12 protein-coding genes are annotated in these 13,801 nt (G+C 64.9%); 4 read left to right on the forward strand and 8 right to left on the reverse strand.

Going from position 1 to position 13,801, the window contains the following annotated elements; all coding sequences use genetic code 11:
- The first annotated feature begins 22 nt into the window (after positions 1-22).
- Positions 23-859, forward strand: coding sequence for an SAM-dependent methyltransferase (locus tag P24_RS01730; protein WP_008942963.1), 837 nt, complete (start codon positions 23-25; stop codon positions 857-859).
- Positions 860-904: 45 nt separating this feature from the next.
- Here P24_RS01730 and P24_RS01735 read toward each other — a convergent pair whose 3' ends face one another.
- The 8 genes from P24_RS01735 to P24_RS01770 all read right to left on the reverse strand — a co-directional run bounded on the left by P24_RS01735 (position 905) and on the right by P24_RS01770 (position 9,432).
- Complete coding sequence (locus P24_RS01735) at positions 905-1,627, reverse strand: aspartate/glutamate racemase family protein (protein ID WP_008942964.1); 723 nt, start codon at positions 1,625-1,627, stop codon at positions 905-907.
- Positions 1,628-1,685: 58 nt separating this feature from the next.
- Entirely contained in the window at positions 1,686-2,669 is a 984-nt protein-coding gene (locus tag P24_RS01740; protein ID WP_008942965.1) for an ABC transporter ATP-binding protein, read from the reverse strand.
- A complete protein-coding gene (locus P24_RS01745) occupies positions 2,666-3,718 on the reverse strand; it encodes an ABC transporter ATP-binding protein (RefSeq protein WP_008942966.1) in 1,053 nt (350 codons plus the stop codon). The genes P24_RS01740 and P24_RS01745 overlap by 4 nt, the downstream gene beginning before the upstream one ends.
- Complete coding sequence (locus tag P24_RS01750; RefSeq protein ID WP_008942967.1) at positions 3,715-4,614, reverse strand: ABC transporter permease; 900 nt, start codon at positions 4,612-4,614, stop codon at positions 3,715-3,717. Before P24_RS01750 ends, P24_RS01745 begins: the two co-directional genes overlap by 4 nt.
- A 4-nt stretch (positions 4,615-4,618) precedes the next feature.
- Positions 4,619-5,572, reverse strand: a complete 954-nt coding sequence (locus P24_RS01755) for an ABC transporter permease (RefSeq protein WP_008942968.1) — start codon at positions 5,570-5,572, stop codon at positions 4,619-4,621.
- An 89-nt stretch (positions 5,573-5,661) separates the two neighbouring features.
- Positions 5,662-7,314, reverse strand: a complete 1,653-nt coding sequence (locus P24_RS01760; protein ID WP_008942969.1) for an ABC transporter substrate-binding protein — start codon at positions 7,312-7,314, stop codon at positions 5,662-5,664.
- A 454-nt stretch (positions 7,315-7,768) separates the two neighbouring features.
- Positions 7,769-8,911 (reverse strand): MFS transporter, encoded by a 1,143-nt coding sequence (locus P24_RS01765; RefSeq protein ID WP_008942971.1) that lies wholly within the window; start codon positions 8,909-8,911, stop codon positions 7,769-7,771.
- Entirely contained in the window at positions 8,908-9,432 is a 525-nt protein-coding gene (locus P24_RS01770) for a TetR/AcrR family transcriptional regulator (protein WP_008942972.1), read from the reverse strand. The genes P24_RS01765 and P24_RS01770 overlap by 4 nt, the downstream gene beginning before the upstream one ends.
- A 375-nt stretch (positions 9,433-9,807) precedes the next feature.
- On the opposite strand from P24_RS01770, the gene P24_RS01775 reads away from it, so the two are divergent.
- From P24_RS01775 to P24_RS01785, 3 genes are all read left to right on the forward strand, one after another.
- Positions 9,808-10,206: a RidA family protein gene (locus P24_RS01775; RefSeq protein ID WP_008942973.1), complete on the forward strand. Its 399-nt coding sequence runs from the start codon at positions 9,808-9,810 to the stop codon at positions 10,204-10,206.
- Between the two features lie 411 nt (positions 10,207-10,617).
- Positions 10,618-12,273, forward strand: a complete 1,656-nt coding sequence (locus P24_RS01780) for an acetolactate synthase large subunit (protein WP_008942974.1) — start codon at positions 10,618-10,620, stop codon at positions 12,271-12,273.
- Between the two features lie 23 nt (positions 12,274-12,296).
- On the forward strand, positions 12,297-13,679 hold the full coding sequence (locus P24_RS01785) for an aldehyde dehydrogenase family protein (RefSeq protein ID WP_008942975.1): 1,383 nt from the start codon (positions 12,297-12,299) through the stop codon (positions 13,677-13,679).
- Positions 13,680-13,801: the final 122 nt, after the last annotated feature.

The raw sequence follows: 13,801 nt of genomic DNA on the forward strand, positions 1-13,801 counted from the left end.
TCTTTTCCCACTGGAGACCACCATGAAAAGCATCCGCACACTCGCTCTCGCCTGCGCCGTTTCCGCGCTTGCCCTGAATGGCGCCCCAAACGCCGCCTTTGCGCAGAACGCCCCGTCCAGTGCCGGCGACTACACCCCCTCCTCCGGCCAGGAAGGCAAGGACGTTGTCTGGGTACCGACGCCGCAGGCGCTGGTGGACCGCATGCTCGATATGGCCGGACTGACGACGGAGGATTACCTGATCGATCTCGGTTCCGGCGACGGGCGCACCGTGATTACCGCCGCCAAGCGCGGCGTCCGGGCACACGGCATCGAATATAATCCTGACCTGGTGGCACTGGCACAGCGGAAGGCCGAGGCGGAGGGCGTGGCCGGCACTGCAACCTTTGTGCAGGGCGACATCTTCCGCTCCGACTTCTCCGACGCTTCGGTGATCACGCTGTTTCTGCTGACCTCTCTGAACGTCAAGCTGCGCCCGGTCCTGCTGGACATGGCGCCCGGCACGCGGGTCGTCTCGAACACCTTCGATATGGAGAGCTGGGAGCCGGACGACCGGATCGACGCCGGCGGCGACTGTGTCTCCTGGTGCACGGCCTATAAATGGGTGATCCCGGCCAAGGTCGGCGGGACATGGCGGCTCGGCGACGGCGAACTGCGCCTGACCCAGACCTTCCAGATGCTCGAAGGCCAGCTGATCCGCGGCGGCAAGACGCTGCCGATCAGCGACGCCAGGATGGATGGTGTCCGCATCGCCTTCACCGCCGGCGGCCAGCGCTATACGGGCGCGGTCAGCGAGGCCGGAATGAACGGGCAGATCGATGGCGGCGGCACCTGGAACGCGACCCGCGCGGCAAACTGACCGAAAGCCACGCGGCCTTCCCCTCCACAGGCCGGGCGCTCATCGTCACGGTGCCTCCCTGGCGAAGCGTCCGGTATAGGGCTTGGCGCGCGGCGGGGCATAGCCGCCCAGGCGCGAGGTCTTCAGCCCCAGCGCCACGACGCTTTCGGCCAGTTCCACCGCCGCCGCCACGCCATCGATCACCGGCAGGCCATGCGTGCGCGACAGGCTCGCCGCCAGATCGGCCATGCCGGCACAGCCCAGCACAATAGCCTCGCAGCGGTCCGCCGCCTTGGCCTGCTCGATCTCGGTGGCGATCCGGGTCGCCGCGTCCGAGGTCGGGTCTTCCAGCTCCAGCACCGGCACCTCGGCGGCGCGCACTTTCGCGCAGCGCCGGTCCAGCCCGTATTTCACAAGGTTATGCTCGATAGCCGGGATCGAGCGCGACAGGGTGGTGATGACGCTGAATTTCCCGGCCAGCAGGCTGGCGATATGGAAGGCCGCCTCGCCGATGCCGATCACCGGTGACTCGGTCACGCAGCGCGCCGCCTCCAGCCCGGTATCGTCGAAGCAGGCGATGATATAGGCATCGGCCGGTTGCCGCCGGATTTCCGCCAGCAGGCCCGGCACGGAATAGGCCTCATCGACATAGCCCTCGATGGAGACCGGACCATCCGGCGGGTTGACCGCAATGACCTCGGTTCCGGCACCGGCGACGGATTGCGCCGCCGCGCCGATCTTCGCGGTCATCGAGGCGGTGGTGTTCGGATTGACGATGACGATGCGCATGGCTGGCTTCTCTGGCTGATCCGCTTTTCATACCCCGGCGCGCGGCCGGGGCAGAAACCTAAAGCGCGGCCATTTCTTCCGTGCGCAGGCAACGCACGATCTGGCCATCGCGGACCGTCACCGGCTCCGGCGTTATGGCCTCGCACGCATCGACGGCGAAACGGCAGCGCGGCGCGAAGGGGCAGCCCGGCGGCAGATTGGCAAGGTCGGGCGGCGATCCCGGAATTGTCTCCAGCCGCGCACCCTTCTGCAGGGCGCCATCGGCGCGAGAATGCAGCAGGCCGATAGTGTAGGGGTGGCTCGGGCTGCGGATGATGTCCCGCACCGCTCCGGTCTCGACGATGCGGCCGGCATACATGACGGCAATGCGGTCCGCCACCTCCACCGCCACTCCGATATCATGGGTGACGAAGATGATGGCCAGCCCCAGCTCGCGCTGCAATTCGCGCAGCAGCAGCAGGATCTGGATCTGCACCGTGGCGTCCAGCGCCGTGGTCGGCTCGTCGGCCAGCAGCACCTGCGGCTTGCAGGCCAGCGCCAGGGCGATCATCGCGCGCTGGCGCATGCCGCCGGACATTTCATGTGGGTAGGCGTCCAGCCGGCGCTCCGGCGAGGGGATACGCACGCGCTCGAACAGTTCCAGCGCCCGCTTGCGGCCCTCGGCCCGGCTGACGCCCTCATGGATCGCCACTGCCTCGGCGATCTGCTGGCCCAGCGTATAGACCGGGTCCAGCGCCAGCGCCGGCTCCTGGAACACCATCGACAGGGTTTTGCCGCGAAACGCCTGCAACTCTGTGCGGTTCAGCGCCATGACATCCTGCCCGCCGACCAGAATGGACCCTTCGACCCGGGTTTTCCGCTCCGGGTTCAGGCGCATCAGGGCGCGCAGCGTGACACTCTTGCCGGAGCCGGATTCGCCGAGCAGCGCATAGGTCTCCCCGGCGTTCAGCTCCAGATCGACGCCATTGACCGCGCGGATCGGCGTGGCGCCGCCAAGGAAGCTCACGGTCAGGTTGCTGACTTTTACGATAGGCGCGCTCATGACGTGGCTGCCTTGCTGTGGCCGGAGCCCGCCTCATGCATCAGGCAGGACACCTTATGGCCGGGGCCGACCGCCGCCAGTGTCGGGGCGGTTGCGGCGCAGGGCGCTTCGGCGAAGCCGCAGCGCGTATGGAAGCGGCAGCCGCTGGGCGGGTTGATAGGGTTGGGCGGGTCGCCGGCGATGGGCGCCTCCTCGGTGCGATTGTCCGGGTCCATGGACGGCATGGAGCGGGTGAGCGCCGCCGAATAGGGATGCGCCGCCTTGTCGAACACGGTTTCCGACGGCCCGATCTCCGCCACCTTGCCGAGATACATGACGGCGACACGGTCCGACATGAAGCGCACCACATTCAGGTCGTGGCTGATGAACAGGTAGGTCAGGCCGAATTCCTCCTTCAGGTCGAGCAGCAGATTCAGAACCTGGGCCTCGACCGATTTATCGAGCGCGGAAACCGCCTCGTCCAGGATCAGAAGGCGGGGCTGCAAGGCCAGTGCACGGGCGATGTTCACGCGCTGGCGCTGCCCGCCCGACAATTCGTGCGGATAACGGCCGGCGAAGCGGCTGGGGTCCAGCCCGACACGGTCGAGCAGCCCATGCGCCCGGTCGATGGCCGCCCGCCGCTCCACGCCATGGACCTGCGGACCGAAGGCGATGGAGGCCTCCACCGTCAGCCGGGGGTTGAGCGAGGCATAGCTGTCCTGGAACACCATCTGCACCTGGCGGCGGAAATCCCGCATCGCCAGGCCACCCGGACCGACCGTCTCGCCATCGAAGATCAGCGTGCCGGCATCCGGCGCGATCAGATGCATCAGCAGCCGTGCGGTGGTCGATTTTCCGCAGCCGGATTCGCCGACCACCCCCAGCGTCTCACCCTTCAGTATGTCGAAATCGACGCCATCGACGGCGCGCACAACCGCCGCCGTGCCGAACAGGCTGCCCTTCACGGCGAAATGCTTCACGAGGCCACGCACCGTCAGCAGCGGCTGCGCCGGGCCACCCCGATCAAGCGAGGTCCGGTCGAATGATGAGAGGGAAGCAGCGGCACTCATTGCTTCACATCCATGGCGGAGCGCAGCCCGTCCGACAGCAGGTTGAAGGAGATTGAGGTGATGAAGATCATCACGCCGGGCAGCGCCGCCACCCAGGGCTGGGTGTAGATCGCGGTGCGCAGCGTATTCAACATCAGCCCCCATTCCGGGTCCGGCGGGCGCACGCCCAGCCCCAGGAAGGACAGGCCGGAAGCCAGGATCATCGATACCGAGATCAGGCTGGTGGCATAGACGAAGATCGGCCCCAGCACATTGCCCAGTACATGCACCCGCACGATGGTGAAGCCGGGTGCGCCAGAGGCCCGGGCCGCCTCCACATAGTCGCGATTGCGCACCTGTGTCGTCACCGCCTCGGCGACACGCGCGATGGGCGGGATAAACACCACCGACAGCGACACCAGCGCATTGGTCAGGCCGGCCCCCAGCGCACCCGACAGGGCCACCGCCAGCAGCACGGAGGGAAAGGCGTAGAAGATGTCGATGGTGCGCATGGCGACGGTGTTGAACAGGCCGCCCAGATAACCGGCGACGATGCCGATGGCCGACCCCAGCCCGAAGGCGATGATCACCGGCGTCACGCCGATCAGCAGCGACATGCGTGCGCCGTAAATCAGCCGGGACAGCATGTCGCGCCCCAGCTCATCAGTGCCCAGCGGGAAGCCCTCGGTGCCGATCGGGCGCAGCCGGCGGGTGATGCGCCCTGACAGCGGATCGGCCGGGGCAATGTAGGGCGCGAGGAGCGCCATCAGGATCAGTGCCAGCACGACCAGCCCGGCGGCCATCGCCACCTTGTCGCGGCGCAGCCGGCGCCAGACCGAGGCCCAGTAGCCCTCCGAGCCGGCAATGGTGGCCGGTGGGGCAGCGGTCGAGGCGGCAGCGGATTTTGCGATGGCCATTGCGTCAGCTCCGCTGGATACGGGGGTCGAGCAGGCTCTGCACCAGATCGACGATCAGGTTCAGCAGCACGAAGAACAGCGCCAGTACCAGGATGGTGCCCTGCAGCAGCGGCAGGTCACGCTGGAAGATGGCCGCGTTCAGCAGGAAGCCGGTGCCCGGCCAGGAGAACACCGTCTCGATCAGGATCGAACCACCCAGCAGATAGCCAAGCTGCAGGCCCATGACGGCCAGCGCCGTCGGCGCGGCGTTCTTCACGATGTGGAGGAACACGCCCATCTCGCCCAGGCCCTTGGCGCGAAGGGCCTGCACGAAATCCTGCGACAGGATGTCGGCGACCAGCGCGCGGATGGTGCGGGCGATGATGCCCATCGGGATCACCGACATGGTGACGGCCGGCAGGATCAGATGGCGGATATGCGCCCAGTCCGGCGCCCAGTCGCTGGAACCGCCGGGGCCGGCGCCGGTCGGCGGCAACCAGTTGAGCTGCGAGGAGAAGATGATGACCAGCACCATGCCGAGCCAGTAATGCGGCACGGAAACGCCAACGACAGCCAGGGCGGAGGCAGTCTTGTCGATGGCACTATCGCGGAAATAGCCGCCGACGAAGCCGAACAGCAGGCCGAAGAAGAAGCCGATCACGGTGGCAACGCTGGCCAGGATCAGCGTGTTTCCGACAGCGCGCAGCACCTCGGTCGTCACCGACCGGCCACTGGCGATGGAGGTGCCGAGATCGCCCTGCAACGCGCGCCCGACCCAGCGCAGGAACTGCTCCCAATAGGGGCGATCAAAGCCGTAGATGATCAGCAATTGCTGCTTCAGATCCTCCGACGCATCGGGCGGCAGTACCGAGACCAGCGGATCACCAGGCGCAAGATGCACCAGCAGGAAGCAGACCAGGGAGACACCCAGGACAATCGGGATGGTGTAGAGGATGCGCTTCGTCAGATAGACCAGCATTCAAGGGCCGCCCTGCGATTGTGTCGGCAGATATTGAAAAGAAAGATGCCGCCGCCCCGAAAATGGGAGCGGCGGCACCCGGCAACCGGTTAGGGCTGGATGTCCATCGGCGCGATGTCGATGAACCAGGATTTCGGCTGCACGACGCCGGTCACCTTGGCCGACATGGCGCGCGGCCCGACATCATGGGCGATCCAGACGAAGGGTGCTTCCTCGACGATGCGGGCATGCAGCTTGGCGAGAGCCGCGTCGCGTTCCGCCCCGTCGAAGCTGGTGCGGGCAGCGGCGATCAGCTTGTCGAACTCGTCATTGCCGAAATAGCCCCAATTGTTGGAGACCGGCGGGAAGGTCTTGGTCGAGGTAAAGCGGACCATGGCGAAGAACGGGTCCATCGCCGCGAAGGAGACGTTGATCGCGTTGGCGCCACGCGCCGTGGTGGCGTCCTTCGCACCAACACGCCAGTTGGTGAACAGCGTGTTCCACTCGATCACGTCCAGTTCGACGTCGAAATAGCAGTCCTTCAGGCTCTGCTGGACGAACTCGTTCATCGGGATCGGCTGCATCTGGCCGGAACCCGAGGCGGAGGTCTGCACCTTCACCTTCAGCGGCTTCGAGGCGGAGAATCCAGCTTCGGTCATCAGCTTCTGCGCGGCCGGCAGGTCATACTTGATCTCGAATTTCGGATTGCCCCACCAGGGATGGCCCGGCGGCACGGTGCCCTTCGGCTCTTCCATCAGCCCGCCGAGGAATTCCTTCAGCTCGCTGCGGTTGATGCAGAGGTTGGCGGCATGGCGCACGCGCTTGTCCAGCCAGGGCGAGCCCTCGACGAAGGAAAGCTGCCACGGCCAGACATGCGGCTGGGCATTGGCGTAGATCTTGAAGCCGCGCTCCTTGATCTGCGGCACGGCATCGGGGGCCGGCGCCTCGATCCAGTCAACCTGGCCGGACAGCAGGGCCGCCGTGCGGGCATTGGCTTCCGGCAGCGGCAGCAGCACGACCTTGTCGAGTTTCGGCGTGCGCTTGGGGTCCCAGTAGCCCGGATTCTTCGCCAGCTCCAGCCGCTCGCGCGGGGTGAAGCCGATGACCTTGAACGGACCGCTGCCCGACGGGTCGGCGGCGAACGCAGTCCAGGCCTGGGCGGCACGCTGGCGCGCGTCAGTCACATCGGCGGGCACGGCCTTCAGCTTGGCTTCCCAATGGGCCGGCGAAGCCATGAACAGGTTGGTCAGGTTGATCGGCAGGAAGGAATCCGGCTCGGCCGTGGTCAGTTCGACGGTCATGTCATCGATCTTGCGGGCCGAGCGCAGCGTCGGCATGCGCGAGGCGGTGACGCCGACCTGGCTCTGGTCGAAATGCGGCGCGTCCTTGTCCAGCACCTTCCGCACGTTCCAGACCACGGCATCGGCGGTGAAGGCGGAGCCATCGTGGAACTTCACGCCGGGGCGCAGCTTGAAGACCCATTTGGTCTTGTCGGCGGCATCGACCGCCCATTCGGTCGCCAGGCCGGGAATCAGCACTGAGGCAGCATCGGCCTTGGAGAGATCCCACTGCACCAGCGAATCATAGATCGGGATGCCGGTGAAGCGGTTGCCCTCGAACCCCTGATCGGGCTGGCCCAGGGTGCGCGGAATATCGGCGGCGGTCATGCCGATGCGCAGCACCTTTTCCTGCGCCTGCGCCGTGCCCGTTGTCATCATCATGCCGGCCGCGGCAATCGCGGCCCCGGCCACCAGTCCTGCCATCAACCTGCCCTGCAAGAGGGATCGACGTTTGAATGTCATCTGTAGGCTCCTGTTCCCGTCCGTTCTCGGAGTCCGTTTTCGGACGCCTGTTCCCGGAGTTTGCGGAGCAACAGATCAGCAAGGGCCATGCCATTGGCCAGATTGGGTTGCAACGGCGATTTTGGCTTCTACCAGCCGGGCTTATGCTTAATTTATAGATCGATCATGCCTAATATTCGATCATGTCGGGCGCTTCTAGAGGCACTCTTCGGGGCTGCGTTTCGAGCCGCCCTTTCGGCCAGATCGCCTCTCAGCTGCTGCCCTCCCGAGGTGTCAGTCTCTCGGTCATCGACCGCACCCCGGACCGGATTCGCGATACCGGCCGATTCGGCTTCAAGGTCTTCTTCGGCGACAGCGGCCGCTTCGACAAGCTGCATCATTTGCTGCCGCGAGGGACGCTTGCTTTCGATTTTTGCTATGCCGCAGCCCTTAATGTCGCACCACGGTCCTGGAACAAGCCGGCCAACAGGGCAAGGGCGGCAAAAGCCATGGTGGCCGGCGCCGCGCCAAAAGCGTCCAGGAGCAGGCCGAACAAAGGTGCGCCGGCGGTCTGGCCAATGGCAATCGTCAGGAAGCCGATCATTAGTCCGGTCGCGGGGCGATCGGACAGTGCGCGCACGCCCCACACCAGATAGAGTCCGGTGAGCATCACGTAGGCGGCCCCGAAGACCAGGCCCGCGATCAGAACCAACGCTGGTGTCGGGACGGCGACGCCTAGCACGAGAATGGTCGCCGCCATCGGCGCCAGGAAGGCTCGGTGGACATAGTCGAGCCCGAAGCGGGCCACGAGTATCCCTGCCCACGCCCCGGCCATCCCGCCGACGCCGATACATATCCACAACAGACCCAACCCGGTTGGCCCCCAACCCAGGCGCTGCGACACGAGCTGGCCGCCGAAGGACCACAGTGCCGTACTTGCCGCGCCCATAAGGAAGGCCGCCGCGATCAGGCGCAGCAAGGAGCCGGTCATCGGGGGCCACCCTACTGCCCTTCCCTTTTCGCGGGCCCTTTCACGGGGCAGCGAGAAGATGGCAGCTGCCGCAAGCGCTGCTGCAACCACGGTGAAGGCAAGAAAGGCGAGACGCCACTGCCCGGCCATTGCAAGCGCAGCCGTGCCTGACATAACCAAGCCCGCACTCGTCCCGGCATTGATCATGGTATTCGTCACATCCTGCTTCTCCTGGCGCACGGCAAGCGCTACCGCTGCGGCCATGGGTGGAGAGGCAAGGCCTGTACTCAAACCGGCCAGCAATACAGCGGCGGCGAGAAAGACAGGAGTCGGGGCAAGCGCAATCCCCGCCATGCCGACCGCGGCAACGATCGCCGCCGCCATCGCGACTGCTCTTGCACCGATCTTCTCCGTCAGGATTGACGACGCAATAATCGCGAGGCAGTAGCCTGCGAAGGAACCGCCGGAAATGACGCCGCTCAGCGCTGGACCTAGATCAAGATCATGGTCTATTTCCGGTAGGAACAGCCCGAAGGCAAAACGGGCAAAACCATAGCACACGGCGATCAGCCCAAAGCCCGTCATACCAATGCGCAGCGCCGGGCTCATGGCTGCGCGGACTCAACGAGAAGCGCCGCTGCGGCCCGTGCAGCCGATATAGCCTCGGCACCGCGATAGACGGCCGCATGAGTTGCGCCCTCGAAGAGGACCAACACCTGCTCCGCGAGAATAGGTTCATCGCGCCCGAGGTCTGTGGCGACGATCTCCCCGATCCGTTCCCGGAATTCTGCCTTATGCGCAGCCACGACTTCGGCGATTTCCGGCGTGTCGCCCCCGGTCTCGCCCCGGGCGCGAAGAAACAGGCAACCGCGCGCACCTTCAGTACGAATCCACTCCTCCAGCGCTGCGAACAGCGCATCCACGCTCTCCACCTTGATCCGGCGCATGAATCGCCGGTCCCGTTCGGCGAGCACTGCCGCCATCAGCTGTGCCTTGCTGCCGGCATGCTTGTATAGCGTCCTGCTCGACATGCCGGCAGCCTCGGTGAGCCGGTCCATACCGGTGGCCACATACCCGTGCCGGTCGAATAATTTTTCCGCGGCAGTGACGATTTTGTGTCTCGGTTCCATAGCGCGCCTCTCAGGGGCATTGCTGGAGATAAATGTAAAACGTTCGTTTTACATCTGGGGTGCCTTGAAAGAAACACAACCCGACCGATGACCTCGTCTGGATCAACTTGCCGCTGCGGCGGCGCGCGTAACGCCAGAAGATATACTCGCGCTTGGAGCTGGGACGGACGCCCACCATATGCTCTGTGCCCCGGCGCGCTCCCTCACCGCTCTGCGCACTGGACTGGAGTCCAGCGGGGTACCGTCAGGCCATATTCACTTCGAGAGCTTCAGGCCCTCCGGATCAAAGCACACCGCAAAATTTGCCAACCAAGATTCGCCGTCTCCCGGCCCGGACGATCAGCCTGCGGGACAAGGCACAGAAAGGACTCTGACATGACCCAGAACGAAGCCATCTTCCCAAAAGACCGCCATGCGCTCTATGAGGCCCATGGCTATTCGGCGGCGATCCGTTCGGGTGACCTGCTATTCGTCTCGGGCCAGGTCGGAAGCCGCGCCGACGGCACGCCGGAGCCCGACTTCGCCGCACAGGTTCGTCTGGCCTTTGCCAATCTGGAGGCAACCCTGGCGGCGGCAGGCTGCACCTTCCGCGATATCGTGGATGTCACCACGTTCCATACCGATCCCGAGCACCAGTTCGAAACCATCATGACCGTCAAGAACGAGATCTTTCCTCGGCCCCCCTATCCGAACTGGACCGCCATCGGTGTGAACTGGCTGGCCGGCTTCGACTTTGAAATCAAGGTCATTGCCCGCATCCCGAACAAACCTTGATCCACTGCGATCCGGTGCAAAATCTGGGGCGTGCCAGCAAGGCCTGTGCGATGCCCGCCGCGATCCGTGGACGGCAACCAGACGAATATCCGCGACGACGTCCGACAGCGGCATTTCGATGTTCGACCCCGGGGAAGGAGCACGACATGCTCAGCCAAAGCCGGCCTAGCACGCGCCACGCAATCCAGTGGGGTCCGCCAGGACCGCCAATGATTTGCGAGGACCCATTATGGAAATAGGCATCGACGACGGCTTCCCTCGACGACCGGTTGCATGGCCGACCTCTATCGTGGTTGGCGAGAACGGTGCGGCCGCCAGTTTCGTAACACGGGGGTGAAAGGTGCAGGTGCACCTCCCCATGTATAATCCGCCACGAGTCCCATCGAAACCGTCAACACAAGGCTCTAAAACATGCCCAAAGGATCGGACCTTTTTGTTGCCGCCCTGGAGAATGAAGGCGTGGACCGCGTCTTCGGCGTGCCGGGTGAGGAGAATCTCGACCTCCTGGAATCGTTGCGAACCTCCGGTATAAAACTGGTCTTGACCCGTCATGAGCAGGCAGCGGCCTTCATGGCCGCGACGCATGGGCGGCTGACAGGCAGGCCCGGTGTCTGCCTCGCCACGCTCGGCCCCGGCGCGCTGAACTTCTCCACCGGCGCGGCCTATGCGCACCTTGGGGCCATGCCGATGATCCTCATTACGGGCCAGAAGCCAATAATGAGCGCCAAGCAGGCCCGGTTCCAGATCGTCGATATCGTGGCGTCGATGAAACCGCTGACCAAGATGACGCGCCAGATCGTCAGCGCCGCCGCCATACCCTCCACGGTGCGTGACGCGTTTCGCGTCGCGACGGAAGAGCGGCCCGGACCTGTGCATCTGGAACTGCCGGAAGACGTAGCGGCCGAGGAGATTGAGAACACCTCCGTCATTCCGGTCCATACCGCAGACCGGCCTGTCGCCTCGGCCCTGTCGCTCGACGGCGCAGCGCAGATGATCCTTGCCGCCAGGCGGCCACTCGTGATGGTCGGTGCGGCAGGCAACCGGCCTGCGCTGGTCGACTCGCTGTCGAACTTCGTGCGGCGCACCCGCCTGCCCTTTTTCAATACGCAGATGGGTAAAGGTGCCGTCACCGGAGGCTCGAACCTCTACATGGGAACAGCTGCACTGTCGGAGGGCGACTACGTCCATGAGGCCGTCGAGCGCGCCGACCTGATCGTCGCCATCGGCCACGATACAGTCGAGAAGCCGCCCTTCCTGATGAAAAGCGCGGGCGGGCCACGGGTCATCCATGTCGGCTACCAATCCGCCACAGTCGAGCAGGTCTACCACCCGGATATCGAGGTGATCGGCGACATCGGCGCCACAGTCGAAGCACTCGGCGAGCGGCTCGAAGGCAAGCTGGCGCCCGACGAGGGAATGCTCGATCTGCGCCAGCGTATCCTCGCCCGCCTCAACGACCGCGCCGAGGAGGCCCGCTTTCCGGTCACGCCCCAGCGCCTCGTCCACGATGTCCGCAAGGTGATGCCGGAAGACGGCATCGTCTGCCTCGACAACGGCATGTACAAGATCTGGTTCGCCCGCAACTACCGCACCCATGTCGCCAACACGCTGTTGCTCGACAATGCGCTCGCCACGATGGGCGCCGGTCTGCCCTCAGCGATGATGGCGGCGATGCTTCATCCCGGCCGCCGCGTCATGGCGGTCTGCGGCGATGGCGGCTTCATGATGAATTCGCAGGAAATGGAAACGGCGGTGCGTTTGGGGCTGAACCTCGTCGTGGTCATCCTGAACGACAGTGCCTATGGCATGATCCGCTGGAAGCAGGCGGTGGACGGCTTCCCGGATTTCGGCATGAGTTTCGGCAATCCCGATTTCGTGCGCTATGCAGAGGCCTATGGCGCGAAGGGTTCGCGTGTGACCGCAGTAGAAGACCTCGTGCCGACGCTCGAGGCGGCCTTTGCCGGCGGTGGAGTCCACCTCGTCGAAGTGCCGATCGACTATTCCGAAAACACGCGTGTGCTGGTCGATGAATTGCGCAACCGCACGCCTGATGTGGAATGCGCGTGAATGCAGGTCGAGGAACACCAACTATGCTGACAGTCGTGCAAGCCTTCGATCGCGCGCCTATCGCGGAGATCGAGACCGACGATGCCGCCGCGCTGGAGCGCAAGTTGCAAGCCGCCGCACAGGCCTTCAAGGATCGCGACGGCTGGCTGAAGCCTCACCAGCGCATTACGATCCTGCGCAAGCTGGCCGCGTTGATGGAAGGCAGGCGCGATCATCTCGCCATGCAGATCGCCCGCGAGGGCGGCAAGCCGCTGCCCGACGCCATCGTCGAGACCAATCGCGCCATCGATGGGGTCCACAACGCCGCCGACGAGCTGCGCAATTTCGCTGGCCGGGAGATTCCGATGGGACTGTCGACGGTGGCCGAGAACCGCTGGGCCTTCACGACCAGGGAGCCTATCGGTGTCGTCGCGGCGATTTCCGCCTTCAACCATCCGCTGAACCTGATCGTTCACCAGGTCGCGCCGGCCATCGCCGTCGGCTGTCCGGTGATCGTAAAGCCGGCGAGCGCGACGCCGCTCTCCTGCCTCGATTTCGTGGCGCTGGTTCGCGAGGCGGGCCTTCCCGAGCATTGGTGCCAGACCTTCGTCACGGCAGACAACGCGCTGGCCGAAAATCTTGCGACCGATAGCCGTGTTGCCTTCCTCAGCTTCATCGGCTCTGCCCGGGTCGGCTGGTCCCTGCATTCCAAGCTCGCCCCCGGCACGCGCTCGGCCCTGGAGCATGGCGGCGCCGCGCCGGCGATCATCGACCGCAGCACCGATCTCGGCAGGGTCATCGAGCCCATCGTCAAGGGCGGCTATTACCATGCCGGGCAGGTCTGTGTGTCGACGCAGCGCATCTTCGTCCATAGCGACATCGCCGACGACTTCACGCAAAAGCTCGTCGCCCGTGTCGAAAAATTGCGTACTGCCGATCCCACCTTCAAGGACACCGAGGTCGGACCGCTTATCCTACCGCGCGAGGCCGACAGGGTCGGGCAGTGGATCGAGGAAGCGGTCAAAGGCGGGGCAACGCTTGCGGCCGGCGGCAAGCGCCTCTCCGAGACGACTTTGCAGCCGGCGGTTCTGCTCGACCCTCCAGCCGACGCGAAGATATCAATGCAGGAGGTTTTCGGGCCTGTGGTCGCGGTCTATCGCTATAACGATCTCGACGAGGCAATCCGGCAGGCCAATGCGCTGCCGACTGCCTTTCAGGCGAGCATCTTCGCGCAGGATATCGATATCGCGCTGCGCGCCGCCGACCGCCTCGATGCCTCGGCCGTGATGATCAACGACCCCACCGCCTTCCGCACCGACTGGATGCCCTTTGCCGGCCGCAGGGAGTCCGGATACGGCACAGGCGGCATTCCCTACACGATGCGTGACATGACACAGGAGAAGATGATCCTGATGCGCAGGAACTGACCTCGCTCGATCAGAATTGCCGGTCCAGCGCGTCAAGCGGCTGGCTGAAATCGTCGTTCCCCTTCCAGCATTGCCGACAATTCGCTCGATCGTAAGCGTTCGGCAACCAGATCGGGGATCAC

The organism is Oceanibaculum indicum P24, from assembly GCF_000299935.1.
GTDB lineage: Bacteria > Pseudomonadota > Alphaproteobacteria > Oceanibaculales > Oceanibaculaceae > Oceanibaculum > Oceanibaculum indicum.